Genomic DNA, 16,570 nt, shown 5'->3' with positions numbered 1-16,570 from the left:
CCGCAAAGATTGGAAAGTGTCGCAAAAAATCAAGGGCCAATGCCCCCGATAGTTTTCGTTCTGCCAATCGTAAACCCTGCTAGAATTTTCGGGAAGTCAAAAGAAAACGCCCGCAGGACACCGTGACAGACACCTTTCAAGCCGTTGCCGATTTCACACTGGGGCGCCAACCGCAGGACATTCCGGACTCCACTCTCAATGCGGCGGCTCTGATGCTGCTCGACACTTTGGGCATCGCCATCGGCGCTGGCCCCATGAAGGCCGGGCAAATCGCAAGAGACTGCGCGGCAGCCCTATACGGTGCCGGTGAACAGGGGCTGAGCGCACGCATGTTGTTCGATGGCCGCAGGGTCAGCGTGGCCGGAGCCGCTTACGCAGCCGCGACCCAAACAGACAATCTGGACGGTCATGACGGGTATAACCCGACAAAGGGCCATATCGGGGTCGTCGTGGTTCCCGCCCTGGCGGCACTGGCGGAAACGGTGCCCGATTTCTCGGGGCCTCAAGCGCTGGCCGCCGTGACGATTGGGTATGAAGTTGCCGGACGGGCCGGGATTGCTCTGCATGATACGGTCAGCGACTATCATACGTCGGGCGCCTGGAACGCACTAGGCGTGGTGGCGGTTGCAGCCCGTCTTCGCGGCCTGAGCGCTGAACAGATGCGGCAGGCAATGGGCATCGCCGAATATCACGGTCCGCGCAGTCAGATGATGCGAGAGATCGCTAACCCGACCATGTTGCACGACGGCTCGGGCTGGGGGGCTTTGGTGGGTATTTCCTCGGCGGTTCTGGCAGAAAAGGGCTTTACCGGTGCGCCTGCCATCACCATTGAGGCGAAAGAGGCCGCCGCGCATTGGCAGGACCTGGGCCAGTTCTGGCAGATGGAACATCAGTATGTGAAACCCTATCCGATTTGCCGCTGGGCTCACGCTGCCATTGACGCAACCCGCGCATTGATGCGCGAAAACAACCTGAGCCATCAGGATATCGCGGCCATCCACGTGAACACCTTCAAGGAAAGCGCCTGCCTGTTCCGGGGCATGCCGGATGATACGTCCAAGGCGCAATACTCGCTGCCTTTTGCGGTCGCCACAATGGCGGCACATGGCCGGATCGGTGTCGAGCACATCACCGGCGCAGGTCTGTCCGACCCGCTGGTGGCCAGCATTGTCGAGCGCATCACGGTTGCGGAAACCGCACGCCACTCTGACCGCTTCCCGCAAAGCCGCACTGCCGATGTCAGCATAACTCTGACCGACGGACAGGTGCTGAACTCGGGTGACGTACACGCGCGGCGGCCCCGAAGCACCGATGGATCAGGACGAGGTTGTCGGAAAGTTCATGGAATTCGCCAGCCCGTCGCTGGGTACAGAACGGGCCGTCGCCATTCGGGACGCGGTTCTCGGGCTCAACCAAGCCGGATCAAAGTTCTCGGACCTTGGCGCACTGATCTACGACGCTGCCAACAGCACTTGAATACGGGCGAAGATCAAAGCCACTCGAACAACTGGCCTGGCAACGCATCGTGACGCGGAAGATTCAGGGCCCGCATAAGGCAGAACATCATCGCCTGATTGGACGTCACCACTGGTTTGCCCAGCTTTTCTTCGATCCGGTCAATTGCTTCCACGGATCGCATGTCCGTGCAGCTGAGAACAATTGCCTGCGCGTCGGGATGATCGGCCTGACAGGCCAGATCAAAAACCTCATCCGGAGTCAGTTCACCCTGACCAAAATTTCCCAGTTCGCTGCCTATGTCAGCGCAACGAACGGTTTCGATGCCGTTTTGAGACATGAAATCAATCGCCTGTGCATTGATTTCCCCCAGGTAGGGCGAGGAAAACCCGACTTTGGCAGCTCCCAGCGCTGTAATCGCCGCAATCAGTGACCCTGCGGCGGTCAGAGAAAGCGCGCCCGAACCGGATTTGATCTGCCGCGCAAGATCCGCGTCAAATGACGGGCCATGAGTCAGCGTGGCAGAAGTGCAACCGTATAATACCACGTCCGGCCGAACGCCCGCGATCATTCGCAGGTCGTGACTGATATCGGAGGCGCCAAGTCCTGCCATCTGGTCCGATCCCGGAATCTCGTCCACGTCGTACCCACCCATGCGCTGGAAATGGACGGTGGTGTCCGGCGGGCGCATCAATTCCATATCCGGCTCCAGATTGGTATTGGTGAAGGGCACAAGGACGCCGATTTTGGCTCGTCTTCGCGTTTCGCAAATCATGATATCACCTTTTTTAGCACCGCCAGGCATCGATCCATGACCGGTGCCTCGCATATGGTGGCGCGCAGGCAGTCGCTCAGCCCATAGCCGCCCATTCCGCGCATCAACAGATTTTCAGCACGCAGCGCCGCATCAGCACGCTGTGCTTCTTCGGCCGAGGCAAAACGCAGCAGGACGAAGTTGGTGTGGCTTTCGGGGACGCGCAGGCCCATGGCGCGGCATTGATCGGCGAAGCGGTCGCGAATGCCGGCGGTTCGGGCAATCACGTCCCGCATATGCGCCTGATCGCGCATCGCGGCGGTTGCGGCGGCTTGCGAGGCGATCGAGATATTGTTGGGATTCAGAAGCTTTCGTATCTCAGTCGCAATCGCCGGCGGGAAATACCCCCAGCCCACCCGAGCACCCGCAAGACCATAAACCTTGGAAAACGTCCGCATGACCACGGTATCGCCCCTGTCAGTCAGGGCAAAAATCCCGGCGGGGTCATTGGTTTCGTCAGAGAACTCGGCATAGGCCTGATCCACGACCAGCAGAACATCTGCGGGCAACCCGTCCCGCAGGCGCAGGATCTCGGAGTTCGGAATCAAGGTGCCCGTCGGGTTGCCGGGGTTGCAGACAAAAACGATCCGCGTCTTGGACGACATCGCAGCCAGAATGTCGTCAACGGATACAGTCAGGTCAATTTCGCGGGCCTTGACATAATCAGCCTGCACCTGCGCCGCAGCGGACGAGACGAACGCATATCCATAGTCCGTACCGAGAACCCGATCGCCAGGTCCGGCATAGGCCCGGATCAGGCAACCAATCAGTTCCATCGAGCCGGCACCGCATAACACTCGCGCCGGATCCAGCCGATGCACATCGGCAATAGCGGCGCGCAGTTCCGGCCACTCCGGATCGGGGTAGAGTGGCAAATCACTCATTGCAGCCTGTCCCGCCGCGATGGCAGCGGGGCTTGCAGGAAAGGCACTTTCGTTCTGGGCCAGCGAGATGGTGTCCGCGCCGCCGAGATCGGCCAGCGCATACGCCGCCATCGCGCCGACATGGGAAACCGGGCGGATCATGACACAACGCCGTAGGATTTGGCGCCGTCCTCGCTGATCAGGCCGCGTTTCAGATCCAGCGCAAGTGCCTGTGCGTCGCGTTTGGAGGGATCTCCGAAACCACCTCCGCCGGGGGTTTCGAAAATCAGATAGTCGCCGCCTTCGACCCGCAACTCGCCCTTGCCGGGAATGTCGCCTTCTCCGTCGCGGAAACGGATGCGCCCGGGTGCGCCTGGCCGTCCGCCCATACGCCCCAGGGCGGGGAACTTCAGCCGTTCGACCGAGAGGAATACGATGAAGGGTGCACCGTTGGCCGAGGTCATCTCGATCCGTTGACCCAATCCGCCGCGATACGTGCCTGCGCCGCCGGAATCGGGGCGAAGTTCGCGCCGCCAGATGGTGACGGGCGCCACGCTTTCAGTGATCTCGACCTGTGATCCGAATACGCCCGAAGGGTAAGCAGTGGCCGACAGGCCATCCGCGTGTGGCCGAGCGCCGGTGCCGCCATTATGTACCGGTTCAACCGCAAACTCGCGCCCACCGTCACGGGCCACTTCGGGGGCATGGCGCATTGGCAGGTCGAACATGCACGAGGCACCTTCGGCCGGCACTGCAGTGGGAAGCGCCTGATGCAGACACCCCAGCACCAGATCAGGCGTCACCTGTCCCAGCGTATGCCGCATGGCGACCGGCACCGGGCGCTGTGCATTCAGGATACAGCCCTTTGGTCCGTCCACGGTGAACGGTTCCAACGACCCGGCATTGTTGGGGATGTCAGAGCCGACGATGCAACGCAGTGCGAACACTGTATAGGCGGTGGCATAGTTGAGCGGCACGTTGATACCCTTGCGCGAACAACCCGAGGTGCCGGTGAAATCAACATGCATGCCCGATTTGCTTACGGTCAGTGTCGCGTGCAGTTCCAGTTCGTTCTCATAGCCGTCCATCTTCAACGCGTTCCTGTAGACGCCTTCCGGCACTTCGGCGATCGCCTCAAGCGTACCGCGGCGCGAGGTGTCGATGATGTAGCTTCCCAGCCTGTCCAGATCGTCGATGCCGAACTCGTCCATCATGTCGACCAACCGGGTCACACCCGCCTCGCAGCAGGCGATCAGCGCGTAGATGTCACCCTCATTTGCAATTGGCTCGCGGCTGTTGGCGCGGACGATGTCGAGCAGCAGCGCGTTCGGCACGCCTTCTTCGACCAGTTTGCAGGGCGGGATCAGCAGACCTTCGTCATAGATGTCCGAACCCTCTGGCCCCATGCCGAGGCCACCCAGATCGACCAGATGCGAGGTGCACGAGGTAAAGCCCAGGACCTTGCCGTTCTTGAACGCAGGCATCATCAGCAGAAAATCGTTCAGATGCCCCGAGGCGAGCCAGGGATCATTGGTCATATAGATGTCGCCGGGCTTCATATTCTGCACCGGGAAACGTTCGCGCAGATGCATCACCGCTTCGGCCATGGTGTTGATATGGCCCGGTGTGCCGGTGACGGCCTGCGCCAACATCCGGCCATGAACGTCGAATATCCCGGCAGAAATGTCGCCGCATTCCCGTACTATAGGTGAGAACGCTGCACGGATCAGGGTCTGGCCCTGTTCCTCGACCACTGCCAGCAGACGGTTCCACATCACTTGCAGGCGGGCGGGAGAATGATCGGCAGTCATCATGCGCCTCCTTTTTGGTCCTGGATCAGGACAAGGTTTCCAATGGCGTCCACATGCGCCGAGAAATCAGCCGAGACCAATGTTGTGGTCTGCGGTTCGATGATCAGTGCCGGGCCATGTATCCGGTCGCCGGGTCTCAGGCTGTCGCGGGGGACAAAGCTTGCCTGCTTTTTCTGTCCGTCAACATCACAGGTGATGGGGCGCGTCTCGGAAGGTGTGATCGTGGTCAGATCAGGTGTTGTCGGAATATCCGGCAACTCGGCATCCGGCGTGGCAACGCGCACGGCCCAGTTCAGAATCTCGATCTGCATCCCCGGCACCGGGCGCGAGAACTGCTTGCGGTATTCCGTTTCGAACGCCGTTATCAGCGGGCTGATATCATCCGCCGTTAAGGCACGGTCGGGCAGGGGAATCTCGATCTCGTGACCCTGACCGTTGTAGCGCATAAAGGCAGTGCGTTGCGTCTCGGTAAGCGCATCGCCTGCACCTTGTGCAACAACGCCGCTGGCCTCGGCAATCATGTAGGCGAACAGGGTGTTGATCCCATCAAAATCCAGCGTTTCCAGCAGCGAATAACGCGAGCGCACGATTTCGAAACTGACTGGTGCGAACAGGAAACCCACCGCCGAGCCGACGCCCGGATTGGGCGGGATCACGATCCGGCTGACCCCGGCCGAACGCGCCACACGGCTGGCGTGCAGCGGCCCGTTACCACCAAAGGCGATCATGGTGCGAGAACCGAGGTCTTTGCCCGATTCCACGGCATGCATCCGGCCAGCGCTGGCCATGCTTTCATCGACGATCCGGCTGACCCCATCGGCCGATCCCGTCGCATCAGTGTCCAGGCGTGATCCGATCACACGGGTCAGGGCCTCTTTTGAGGCTTCGGGATCGAGCTGGATATATCCTTCTGCAAAGGTGTCCGGCACGATGTAACCCAGCGTGATATCACTGTCGGTTACGGTTGGTTCTGTGCCGCCCCGACCAAACGCTACGGGACCGGGTTCCGACCCTGCTGATTTCGGGCCAACGGTTAACCGACCCAGACGATCGACACCGGCGATAGAACCACCGCCCGCGCCAATCTCGATCATTTCGATCACCGGAATGCGCACGGGCATACCCGATCCCTTGATGAACCGTGCTGCGCGCGCGATTTCGAACTGGCGTGAGGTTTGGGGCCGGGCGTTATCAATCAGGCACAGCTTGGCGGTTGTGCCGCCCACATCAAAGGACAGAACATCGCAAATCCCAGCCCGCGCCGCGATGCGCGCGGCAAGGATGGCACCGCCCGCTGGTCCGCTTTCCACCAGTCGGATCGGAAACCGGGCGGCGGTTCGTACCGTGCACATGCCCCCCTGCAGTCATCATCAGGATCGGGCAGGTCACGCCTTCGGCCTCGAACCGGGCGACGAACCGCCTTAGATAGCTTTCCATCAGCGGCTGGATATATGCATTGGCAACCGTGGTGCAGAGACGGTCGAATTCACGCGCCTCGGGGCTGACATCGGACGAGATCGAAACCGTCAGACCGGGGCGTTTCTCGGCTAGCGCATCGCGCAGGCGCCGCTCATGGTCGGGATTGGCATAAGCATGCATCAGGCAGATCGCGACCGCCTCGGCACCGCTGGCGTCTAGATCGGCCAACAATGCATCAATCGCGTCATCCTCCAGAGGGATCAGCACACTGCCATCCGCCGCCATCCTTTCACGAACGGTCAGCGCCCGTTCGCGCGGCACCAGCAGATCGGGCTTTTCCAGATTGATGTCATATTGCGAGTACCGCCGCTCGTACGCGATCTCAAGGATGTCCCGGAACCCTTCGGTCGTCACCGTCGCCACAACAGCGCCGCGCCGCTCAATCAGTGCATTGGTTGCAAGGGTGGTCCCGTGAATGAACCCTGTTACTTCATTCAGGTCGTGCCCGGACTGTGCCATTACGCGCACCGCGCCCTCCATCGCGCCATCTGCCGGGTTCTGGTGCGTGGTCAGCGTTTTTGTCGAAGCCAGTATCGTCTCTTCACCGGATACCAGAACCGTATCGGTAAATGTGCCGCCAATATCGATGGCCAGACGCAGTCTTTGAAATGTCATGAAGTTTTCCGGATATGATCGTCACAGCGCAGATGAGCCCGGGCAGATGCCCGCGCTTCAGGCTGACGCGACCAGATCGCAACCGGTCGCGCGACGGTCCAGAGGGTTCAAGATGTGACTCGCTCTCATGCGATTGATCTTGCCGTCGCGCCAATGCTTCGACAAGCCGATTTGCGACAGAAGTTCTCGTTAGCGACATGCACTTGCTCGCTCGGCCGATAGTCGTGCGACAGAATTTTGTTTTGAAGCGGACCCCGTGGCCCCAGCAAAGGACTACTGAAAACCAAATAGCCAGCAACCTACACGCCACTTGGACCGGGATTCGTGCCCATTATTTTATGGCTCAGCCTGCAGAATATCATGAACCCATTGCGCAATGCCCAACAACCGCGCGTCGGCACCGCATGGTGCGATCAACTGAAATCCCAACGGCAGGCCGCTTGGATCAGCCCCGAACGGTACGGCGCAGGACGGGACCTGCAACAGGTTCCACATTCGGGAAAACAGTGGATCGCCGGTGGCTTCCAACCCCTTAGGTGCAGGTCCCGGAGCCGATGGCACCAGCAAGGCATCAATATCCCGGAACAACTGGTTCAGAACGACAGACGCGCTGTCGCGGATTGTCAGCGCCTGCCGGTAGTCCGTATCACGCACCCCAAGGCCGTTCTCGATCAGCGAATGGAATTGCGGGCTGATCGCGGACTCGCCCGCGCTGTATTCGACAGCGCGCAACCGGGCGGCCTCATAACTCATGACGGTGTTTTGGGCGTCGGAAAGTCCGGAAAACACCTGCGGGCAGGCGACCTCTGCTGTGTCGGCTCCGGCCGCCGCAATTGCAGCCAGCGCACGAGTACATGTATCGCGCATTTCGACCGTGCCATCCATCCAGTGTGGGCCACGCATCAGCCCGATACGCGGCAGGTTGTCTTGGAAGTCTGGCGGCGGCGGCACATGGGTTCCCCGCAAGACAGAATCCGCCAACAAAAGATCACGGGGTTTCGGGCCAGCACGCCCAGGGTATCCAGGCTTTGCGACAAACCCATGACTCCGTCCAGCGGATAGCCACCGATAGTTGGCCGAAACCCATATACCCCGCAATAGGCCGCTGGCCGGATCAGGGAAGCCGCCGTTTGCGAACCAAAGGCCAGCGGCACCATGAAGTCGGCCACCGCTGCGGCTGAGCCTGACGAAGATCCGCCGGGTGTATGCAAGGTGTTGTGGGGGTTTGCCGTCTTGCCCGGGCGAAAATAGGCGAACTCAGTCGTCACCGTCTTGCCGACTGCAATCGCGCCCGCATCTATCAATGTCTGAACGCAGGCCGCATTACGCGTTGGCTGCCGCCCGGCAAACAAGTCACTGCCCCATCCTGTTGGCATGTCTTCGGTATCAATGATGTCTTTAATCGCGAAAGGCACCCCAAACAGCGGCCCGTTGACAGGCAGAGCGTCGGCTCGGATCGCCCGCTCCATGGCATGCTCAGCATCGAGGTATTCGAAGGCGCCAATTTCAGGCTCTCTGCGTGCCATGCGATGCAAATGGGCGGCCATTACTTCGGACGGTTTGGCTTGGCCCGCCCGGATCAGCGCGGCAAGCTCAAACGCCCCAAGCTCATTCAGTTCTGTCATGAAGACAGCGCCCGCAAGGCAGCCGCAAAAGGATCGACCGGCATGTCATAAATCCCACCGCCTAAGCGCCCAGCCTGTCCCAGCCGATCCAGAATGCCAAGGCTGACCACCGGACCTGCCCCTTGCGCAACCGCCCCTCTGGCGGTCGAGCCCAGACGGATATCAAAAGCATTGAAATACGGGTGCGCGCCCACGGACAAGCCGGATGTACGGGTCCTGGCATCGCCAGGCAAAAAGGCACCCAAACCCTTTAACTGCTCAGGGCTGTGTTCGATGGCCATGGCGCCCAGCCCAAACGCGTCGACCACAGCGCTGTCACCGATGGCGCCGGGCACGCTCGGCCGGTAGATCGACATCGAACTTACCTGATGGCGGAGCGGCCGGAATGGTGAACCAACGCCCGGGCAGGCCAGATACCTGTATGCCGACGTCGCGCCCGTTTCCGCCGGCCGCGGTCACAAAACTGGACCCTTCGACCCCTTCGGCCAGCTTCATCATGATCTTGGTTGCGGCCATCCAAAGGTTCAGAAACAAGGACGGTGAGGTCGCCATGAATTCCAGCGCATCCGCGTCATCAATGCCCTTCGGACCGCGGTCTTTCAACTCCTCGACAAGGGCAGCCGTGCTGACGGGGGTTCGCCCGTGACAATCATCACCACCCACCAGACCAATGACCGCCAGAGGCACAAGTGCAATGCCCTCGGCGATGCCGTTTTGCAGGATGTCCAGAAATCGCGTGTTCAGCCAGCGGATATGATCCAGCACTGCCTGGGATCGGAGACCCAGCCGCATGGACGGGCGCGCGCCACCGTTGATCGGGGTGAATACCCGCGTCTGTCCCCGCCACGCATCGTAAATCGTGTGAAGGGGCATATTTGCGGAGACAACGGCAGCCAGTGGTGTGACCACGTCATGGTCTTGCGCTGGTTGCAACAGGATTTCCTGTGCCATGATCATCGCTTCGGCCTGATCGAAATCCCGGGCCAACCCTTCCCAGACTGCCGCGACACAGGCGGAATTCAGGATCGGTACAGTGATTTGTTCCGGCGCAGAGAACGCCGGACCAGCATGCAACAACACGTTTTCGGCCAACCCGACTGCTTCGGAGGCCGTGTTGAAACGGTTCCAGACCGGTTGCGTCACCATCGCCCGGTCAAACGCCAGCTGGTCGGCGGGGTGCTGAGTCATGAGACCTCCGGCGGGATGATCCAGGTTTCCGAAAAATAGAGGAACGCGGTCGTAGTCTCGAACCCGGCCTGAACCCGTGTCCCCAATTTTCCCGGCAATGCACGCCCATTTACAATGATCTGCGCGAATTTCGCCGGGATCAGAAGCGAGAACATGTTCTGTTCACCCGATGCCACCTCATGCGGGGACAACTCCAATGCGCGGGGTGGTTCAAGCTTCTCCCAGACCAGTTCAACCGTCAGGGTTCCGCCCACGATGGTTTCAGAGTAACGATGGCTCATCGGGTCACCCGAGCTGCGAACCACCTGCGCGCCGATTTCCGGAAGGGTTTCAAAAGCTGGCGCGTTGGCAAAGGCTGCAAGTTTGCTGATGAAGTTCTTTTTCAGAAAAGCGGTCAGATCGGGATTGTCGCTGAGGATGACATTCGGCGCATCCGAAGTGCCTTCGACCTGAGACGGGGTGCCGTACAGCAGCAGAACCTGCCCCTGTCCCACAGGCGACCAGGCAACACGGAAAAACAGGGCCATCGCGCTAAATTTCCCGTCGTCATCTTTCAACAGGATTCCGGGATTTTCCCCGGTCCAGTCAACCACGCCCGGTGTGATCGGTTCATTCAGTGGCATCAGGCATCCTCCTGCGGCGTGACCCGGTTTCTGAAAAGGCCAGAAAGGCGGTGCTCATCCTGCGGCCAAAGAACTGACGTTCCGCCACTTGGCCGGGCAGGGTTGTGCCGTTGATCTTGATCTCCGCCTTGCCCGCCTCAAGGAAAACGGAATACATCTCGTGTTCCTTGGTCGCCGAGTTCTCTTTGGTCACCTCGACCGGCAGCGGCGGGCCCATATCCCGCCAGATCATCTCGAGTGTCACGCCAGACCCGCGCAGGGTCTCCGAATACCGGGATTTCAGGTCTCCGGGACGTTTTTCAACGCTGTCACAGTCCAGCCATGTCATCGCGGACAGCCCGGCCTTGCCTACGAATGTCGGCATTTTCGTCACCCAGCCATCAACGATCCAACGCATCATACGCTGATTATCTGTCATGATCAGGTTGGGCACCCTAGGCCAGCCGAGTGCGTCATCCGGCGCACCTAGCACGATGGCCGCATGACCCCGTCCGTACGGCGATACAACCACGCGGAAGAAAAGCGCCAGAGTGTCAAAGCTCTCCTTACCCGGATCCCGCTTCAGGTAGATGCCCGGGTTTTCCCCCGACCACTCGACCTGCCCCGGATTGTGCGGTATGCGCGTCATGTCCAATCCCCTTTTCCTGTCGCCTTGCCCTTAACCGTCAAGTCCAGCCAGATTCGTAAACCTTCAGTTCCTTCACGATAAAGTCGCGTCTCTGTTTGCCGGTCAGGTGATCGCCCGATTTCAGGATTTCGGCGACCTTGAAGCTGACTTCTTTCTGCAGGGCACCGTCGTCGCGGCCTTCCTGCTGCGGGATCTTCAACACCGTGTCACCGGCGTAGGTTGGGATCACCCTGCCGGTGAAATGGTCGGTCGGCTGTGCGGGGCGCTCGCCTTTTTGCAGCGCCCGGATCGCATTGCGTACCATCCGCCGCGCCTTGGCGACCCCACGGTCGGTAAACGACAGGTTTTCGCGGGCATGGATATTGATCGGGCCCTGACTGACCCAGGCGTCGTAGTCGCCTGGATCGCGTTGGCGCGTTTCATATGGGCGGTCGGGACCCTGTCCGTAGAAATCCGTCTTGCCGAACCCGACCTCGTCACGATTGGTCAGCCCTCGCGGGTCATCATTGAACTCGGGGGCGCGAAAGTGCCGCCAGGCGATGACCATCGTATTGGTGTCGTCAATCGGTGTGATCCAGCGCGTCAGCCCGCCGCGACCGAAATAGCGCGACCGGTCCGGCACCGGAAAATGCCCGCCATTCTGAGTGAAACTGGGCAGCATGTGGTCGTGCACGCGCACCCAGATATAGTCCCCGTCCCGGCGCACGTTGGTATAGAAATCACCGGTGGCGCAGTCGTGAAACTCAATCATCGGCATATGCGCGAACGCTTCGGTGAACTGCACGCGGGCGGCCAGCGTGTGCAGGTACACGACATGGAACGGATCCCAAGCATTCTCCATCACCTGGAGCCAGTTGCACGGAGATTTGATCAGATAGGGAACAAGCTCGTCTCCTTCATCATCGAACGTGTCCATGACTGGGAATGGCGGCATTTCGTTCTTTGGACCCAGATAAGCAAAGGCAAGCCCCTTGTATTCGATCACCGGATAAGCCCCCAGACAGGCCTTTTTCCTGACCTGGCTGGCAGGGGGTTCGCAGGGCGTTTCCAGAACCGTGCCATCCAGACCGTATTTCCAGCCATGATAGGAACATCGGATTCCACCCTCTTCGACGATACCGAATTCCAGGCTCATGTTGCGGTGGCAGCAGTGCAGATGAGTCAGGCCCAGCTTGCCTTCCTTCTTTTCCCGGAACAGGACAAGAACTTCGCCCAGTATGCGCAGTCGATAGGGCAGATCGCCAATCTGATCCGTCATCGCGACCGGCATCCAGAACCGCCGCAGATACTCGCCGCAAGGTGTGCCGGGGCCGACTTCGGTCAGTTCCGGATCATGCTCAAGTGACCATACCTGTTGCTGGTCATGACCTCGGAAATCACCCTCGGGAACTGCGAACAAGGTGTCGTCGGCTGGATTGCTCATGTCATTGCTCCATACTTTCCGGGTCACAAAGGGTTGTTTCCGTCGGTTCCGGGAAGGGGTCGGGAACCGGGGAAGATCCGGTCCAGATCGATTTGCTTTGCAGGAAGTCCTTGACGGCATCCGGCCCCAATTCCCGGCCATATCCCGACAGTTTGAACCCGCCGATGGGACTTACCGGATCGACGCTTCGATAATGGTTGATGTAAACCGTGCCTGCATGAATGGCGCCGGCAACGCGCGCGCCCTTGTCCGGATCAGAGGTCCAGACTCCGCCCGCCAGGCCGTAGTCGGTGTCGTTGGCCAATTCGATGGCCTCGTCTTCAGTTGCGAAGGTGGTGATCGCAAGGACCGGACCAAAACCTCCTCACGCCAGAGCTGCATGTCCGGTGTCACTTCGGCGAAAATCGTTGGTCCGATATAAAAACCGGGATACCCGGCCCCTGTCTCGGTACCATCAAGAAGGCAAATCGCGCCATCGGCCTTCGCCTGCCGGATCATGGCCGCAACCTTGGTCCAATGCGGTTCGTTCGCCAACGGTCCGATCTGCGTCTCTGTTTTCATCGGGTCACCAGGCCGAAGGATGCGGGCGCGTTCCAGAAGGCGATTGGTAAAGGCGGCGGTAACCGTTTCCTCCAGAATCAGACGGGACCCGGCGACACAGGTCTGACCATTCGACAGAAAGATTCCCGACATGACGCCGTTGACCGCATTTTCCAGGTCGACATCGGCAAACACGACCTGCGGGGACTTGCCACCCAGTTCCAGGGTCGTTGGAACAACTCCGGCCGCTGCCGCCTCGGCAACCTTGCGCCCGCCGATATCAGAGCCGGTGAAGGTCACTTTGCGGGTCAGCGGGTGGCGCACCAGCGCCTCACCAGCCTCATGCCCGTGACCTGTCACGACGTTCAATACACCAGAAGGCAAGCCGCATTCACACGCCAGTCGCGCAAATTCCAGCGTCGAGGCCGACGCCATCTCGGATGGTTTCACCACCACCGTATTCCCTGCGGCTAGTGCGGGGCCAGTTTCCACGCCAAGATCATCAGCGGTGAATTCCACGGTGTGATCGCGGCGACCACCCCGTAAGGCATCCAATGGCCGGTGCTTTCCACACCAGACACCCCGTTCGATTGCGGCGCGGGCGAAAGCTGGCGTGCCTGATCGGCAAAATACCTGTACCAGCCGTGCAAGCCGGAAAACTGTCCACGGACTTCGGCGATGCGTTTGCCGTTGTCACGGATTTCGGGCTCGACAAGCTCTTCCCAGCGACTCTGCAGCCCATCCGCTAGACCATCTAGGATATCCGCGCGCTGCGAAGATGTTGCATTGGCCCAGGCCCGGTTCGAAACGCCTTGTCCGCATCACGAACAGCCTGATCAACCTCGTCAGACCCGCAACACGCAAACCGACACCATTCCTGACCCGTCGCAGGGTCAACACTCGGCAATGTCTCACCATGCCAGTTCAGGAATGAACCCGAGATGAAAGGGCCGTATGTTTTCAAGCCGCTATCGCCCATTTACCAACTCCCGAGCCGCCATTTCAGGTTTCCGCAGACTTGAGATTGTGCACCTGTTGCCAAGACGGATCAGGCTCGCTGCACACATTCTCGGGATTTGATGGCCGTTGGTTGAAATGCATGAACTCATTGCAGGCGGATCCTATTCAGCTTCAATTCATAATATTTTTGAAATCGAAAAGCAAAAACTTACTTACTTTGTGATGGTGTAATCTAGAAAATGAACGGCAAGAGCATGCGACGCAGGGTAGCCCCCAGCAGGAAAAGACCCGTTCTGCGGCCAATTGAGGCGCCGTGCGGCCCGAGATTTTAGCTGGCCTCAATAGAGTAGTGTTCGTTATTAGGCTCGGCGATTGGCCGCTCGCAGCCAATGAAATAAGTGCCGGACGCTAGTTTTTCGAACCTAAACACCAACAGGTTGGATACCGTCTGCGATCAGGGTCGTGGCCGACACCAGATGCTGTCGCGCGTCGCCTGATCGCACCAAACGTTCGCGGCCATACCTGGCGACTTTTGGGGGGTTTACCCAGACGTGTTCTTACGACCTCGGGCCATATGGCGCTGGCCGGGGGCCGGGGGCACTTCGGGGGGGCCCGCAAAACACTGCGCCATGCCCATCCATTCCGTGGCAACCGGGCCGGTCACTTGCAGGGCGGTGTCGGCGATATTACGGGTTTGGGTGACGACCTGGCAAAACTCTGTGGCGCGGCCCTCGATCCGCCCGGCCTCATTGGGTTCCCCCCATTCCCAGACTTCACCGGAAGGGGCGGTCAGGTTTAGATAGGGCATCGTACCGGGCAAATCCAAGCTGCGGTTCTTGTAGGTCCAGCCAAAAGTGTTCACACCCAGAACGACGATATTCTTGATGTAGTCGTGATCCTGCCGCGCGACACCGAACAGATCGTAAAGCGCCTGCGCGTGCGACCAGGTTTCCATCAGCCGGGCAGAAATGGACGATCGCACGGACATATCCGGCCCGACCCACGGCACCCGAGCCTTGGGATCGGCCTGCGCAAAGCGGTCGCACATACCAGTGGTGTAGAACATCCATTCATCCAGCAACGCGTGCCCCGATAAGCCCTCGAGGTATTTCGCCTCAAACCCGGCAAGATCACCGCTGCTGAAGTGGGCGATGGCGTCAGTGTTGAAAGGCGCGAAAGCCTCGGGTTTGCTCAGCGACAGGTCTGCACCGATGTTCCAGACATGCAGATGGCCCAGGATCCGGTTGGCGGTCCAACCCTTGAACAGGGTGGCGCGGGCCAGATCTTCCTCGCTCCGGTCCTTCAGAAGATCGTAAAGCGACTGACTCTCGACCTGAACGGCCTGCGGTTGATCAAACATCTTCTCCCTCCTCGGCGGGTTCAATGATCAGGATCACCTCATCGGCGGCAATCTGTCCTCCGGCACTGGCCTGAACTTCGGTCACGGTACCGTCGATTTCCGCTTCGATCGCGTGCTGCATTTTCATCGCTTCCAGAACCGCCAAACGATCGCCCTTGGCGACGGTGTCGCCCACGACCACATTGATTTCCAGCAGAGCACCATGCATCGGTGCCGCCACACGGCCTCCGCCGCGTGCCTCCTCGGCCAAAGCCGGAAATTCGAGCTCGTTGCGCAGGGCGAACGTACGGCCCTGATGGTCCAGATGAATATGGCCACGTTCGGTGACAAGCATACCGACCGGGACAATGCGTCCGTTCACCCGCAAGCGGGCTTCGGTGCCTTCTTGACGCTCGATGGTGATAGCGGCGTGGGTTTTACCACAGGTCACGTGATAGCGGCTTTCAGTGGCGGTCACCGTTACGTCGCGGGTCTTGCCTTCGTTGACATAACGATAGTCGGTTTCCAGATGCCCAGTTGAGCTGAAGTTGGCCAGTTCCGGGTTGATACCCAGCGTGGCCGCCATACTCCGGTGGCGCGAGTCGTCGTACTGCAGAACGGCCGCAATCATTGCTTCGGTTTCGGACAACACCGGTGGCGTCATTTCTTCTGCGCCGAACTCCTCGGCGATGAAGGCAGTGGTAGCTTGGCCCTTGGCGAAGGTTTCCTTGTCTAGAATTGCCGACAGGAAGCCCTTGTTGGTCTTGATGCCGAATAGTCGTGTTTTGGCCAGTGCCGCGCTCAGCCTCGCGGTGGCGGTTTCACGGTCCGGCCCCAGGCGATGACCTTGGCGATCATCGGGTCATAATAGGGCGAGACGACGCTACCGGTCTGGATGCCGCTGTCGATCCTGATGCCTTCGCCGCGATGGGGTTGCCAAAGGTCCACATGACCCGTCATCGGCAGGAAGTCCTGCGCCGGGTCTTCGGCATAAAGACGCGCCTCGATCGCATGGCCATTCAACTGCACATCATCCTGGACCAACGGCAGGGGTTCGCCCTGTGCGATGCTGATTTGCAGCGCCACCAGATCGAGACCGGTGATCATCTCGGTCACCGGATGTTCCACCTGAAGGCGGGTATTCATTTCCGGAAATAGAACTTGCCCGAGGTGTCCAACAGGAACTCCACCGTGCCCGCGCCCAGAT

The 16,570-nt window shown here is 59.9% G+C and carries 16 protein-coding genes and 2 pseudogenes; 1 reads left to right on the top strand and 17 read right to left on the bottom strand.

The features are described from left to right. Positions 1-122: 122 nt before the first annotated feature. Complete coding sequence (locus tag ACR3EQ_RS20090) at positions 123-1,529, top strand: MmgE/PrpD family protein (RefSeq protein ID WP_480491850.1); 1,407 nt, start codon at positions 123-125, stop codon at positions 1,527-1,529. On the opposite strand, the gene ACR3EQ_RS20085 is transcribed toward ACR3EQ_RS20090, so the two are convergent. The 17 genes and pseudogenes from ACR3EQ_RS20085 to ACR3EQ_RS20005 all read right to left on the bottom strand — a co-directional run. After that, positions 1,490-2,230 carry a maleate cis-trans isomerase family protein gene (locus ACR3EQ_RS20085; protein ID WP_480491849.1) on the bottom strand — a complete coding sequence of 247 codons (741 nt, stop codon included), beginning with the start codon at positions 2,228-2,230 and terminating at the stop codon, positions 1,490-1,492. The two genes, ACR3EQ_RS20090 and ACR3EQ_RS20085, sit on opposite strands and share 40 nt — an antisense overlap. Continuing rightward, positions 2,227-3,294, bottom strand: a complete 1,068-nt coding sequence (locus ACR3EQ_RS20080) for a pyridoxal phosphate-dependent aminotransferase (RefSeq protein WP_480491847.1) — start codon at positions 3,292-3,294, stop codon at positions 2,227-2,229. Before ACR3EQ_RS20080 ends, ACR3EQ_RS20085 begins: the two co-directional genes overlap by 4 nt. Then, on the bottom strand, positions 3,291-4,946 hold the full coding sequence (locus ACR3EQ_RS20075; RefSeq protein ID WP_480491845.1) for a hydantoinase B/oxoprolinase family protein: 1,656 nt from the start codon (positions 4,944-4,946) through the stop codon (positions 3,291-3,293). Before ACR3EQ_RS20075 ends, ACR3EQ_RS20080 begins: the two co-directional genes overlap by 4 nt. Then, entirely contained in the window at positions 4,943-6,253 is a 1,311-nt protein-coding gene (locus ACR3EQ_RS20070; RefSeq protein ID WP_480492404.1) for a hydantoinase/oxoprolinase family protein, read from the bottom strand. Before ACR3EQ_RS20070 ends, ACR3EQ_RS20075 begins: the two co-directional genes overlap by 4 nt. Further along, a complete protein-coding gene (locus ACR3EQ_RS20065; protein WP_480491843.1) occupies positions 6,171-7,037 on the bottom strand; it encodes a hydantoinase/oxoprolinase N-terminal domain-containing protein in 867 nt (288 codons plus the stop codon). Before ACR3EQ_RS20065 ends, ACR3EQ_RS20070 begins: the two co-directional genes overlap by 83 nt. A 336-nt stretch (positions 7,038-7,373) precedes the next feature. Further along, the gene (locus ACR3EQ_RS20060; RefSeq protein ID WP_480491841.1) at positions 7,374-7,988 is read right to left on the bottom strand and encodes an amidase family protein; all 615 of its coding nucleotides are present in this window, start codon (positions 7,986-7,988) and stop codon (positions 7,374-7,376) included. After that, positions 7,940-8,662, bottom strand: coding sequence for an amidase (locus ACR3EQ_RS20055; protein WP_480491839.1), 723 nt, complete (start codon positions 8,660-8,662; stop codon positions 7,940-7,942). Before ACR3EQ_RS20055 ends, ACR3EQ_RS20060 begins: the two co-directional genes overlap by 49 nt. After that, on the bottom strand, positions 8,659-9,018 hold the full coding sequence (locus ACR3EQ_RS20050) for a hypothetical protein (protein ID WP_480491837.1): 360 nt from the start codon (positions 9,016-9,018) through the stop codon (positions 8,659-8,661). Before ACR3EQ_RS20050 ends, ACR3EQ_RS20055 begins: the two co-directional genes overlap by 4 nt. Next, the gene (locus ACR3EQ_RS20045; protein WP_480491835.1) at positions 8,978-9,850 is read right to left on the bottom strand and encodes a YlbE family protein; all 873 of its coding nucleotides are present in this window, start codon (positions 9,848-9,850) and stop codon (positions 8,978-8,980) included. The genes ACR3EQ_RS20050 and ACR3EQ_RS20045 overlap by 41 nt, the downstream gene beginning before the upstream one ends. After that, entirely contained in the window at positions 9,847-10,473 is a 627-nt protein-coding gene (locus tag ACR3EQ_RS20040) for a hypothetical protein (RefSeq protein ID WP_480491834.1), read from the bottom strand. The genes ACR3EQ_RS20045 and ACR3EQ_RS20040 overlap by 4 nt, the downstream gene beginning before the upstream one ends. Further along, entirely contained in the window at positions 10,460-11,101 is a 642-nt protein-coding gene (locus tag ACR3EQ_RS20035; protein ID WP_480491832.1) for a hypothetical protein, read from the bottom strand. Before ACR3EQ_RS20035 ends, ACR3EQ_RS20040 begins: the two co-directional genes overlap by 14 nt. 37 nt (positions 11,102-11,138) lie before the next feature. After that, on the bottom strand, positions 11,139-12,524 hold the full coding sequence (locus tag ACR3EQ_RS20030; protein WP_480491830.1) for a Rieske 2Fe-2S domain-containing protein: 1,386 nt from the start codon (positions 12,522-12,524) through the stop codon (positions 11,139-11,141). Position 12,525: 1 nt separating this feature from the next. Continuing rightward, positions 12,526-13,825: pseudogene (locus tag ACR3EQ_RS20025) on the bottom strand (aldehyde dehydrogenase family protein). Beyond that, positions 13,819-14,043 (bottom strand): aldehyde dehydrogenase family protein, encoded by a 225-nt coding sequence (locus ACR3EQ_RS20020; RefSeq protein WP_480491828.1) that lies wholly within the window; start codon positions 14,041-14,043, stop codon positions 13,819-13,821. The pseudogene ACR3EQ_RS20025 and the gene ACR3EQ_RS20020 overlap by 7 nt, the downstream one beginning before the upstream one ends. Before the next feature lie 522 nt (positions 14,044-14,565). Next, entirely contained in the window at positions 14,566-15,384 is an 819-nt protein-coding gene (locus tag ACR3EQ_RS20015) for a TIGR03084 family metal-binding protein (RefSeq protein WP_170614053.1), read from the bottom strand. Continuing rightward, complete coding sequence (locus ACR3EQ_RS20010) at positions 15,377-16,027, bottom strand: acyl-CoA carboxylase biotin carboxyl carrier protein subunit (protein ID WP_480492402.1); 651 nt, start codon at positions 16,025-16,027, stop codon at positions 15,377-15,379. The genes ACR3EQ_RS20015 and ACR3EQ_RS20010 overlap by 8 nt, the downstream gene beginning before the upstream one ends. 81 nt (positions 16,028-16,108) lie before the next feature. Next, a pseudogene (locus ACR3EQ_RS20005) lies at positions 16,109-16,470 on the bottom strand (3-methylcrotonyl-CoA carboxylase); the annotation flags it as partial. Positions 16,471-16,570 lie beyond the last annotated feature (100 nt).

This window comes from Ruegeria sp. AN11, assembly GCF_056536005.1.
The sequence above is the reverse complement of the archived record's forward strand: the minus strand, read 5'-3'. Positions and strand labels throughout refer to the sequence as shown.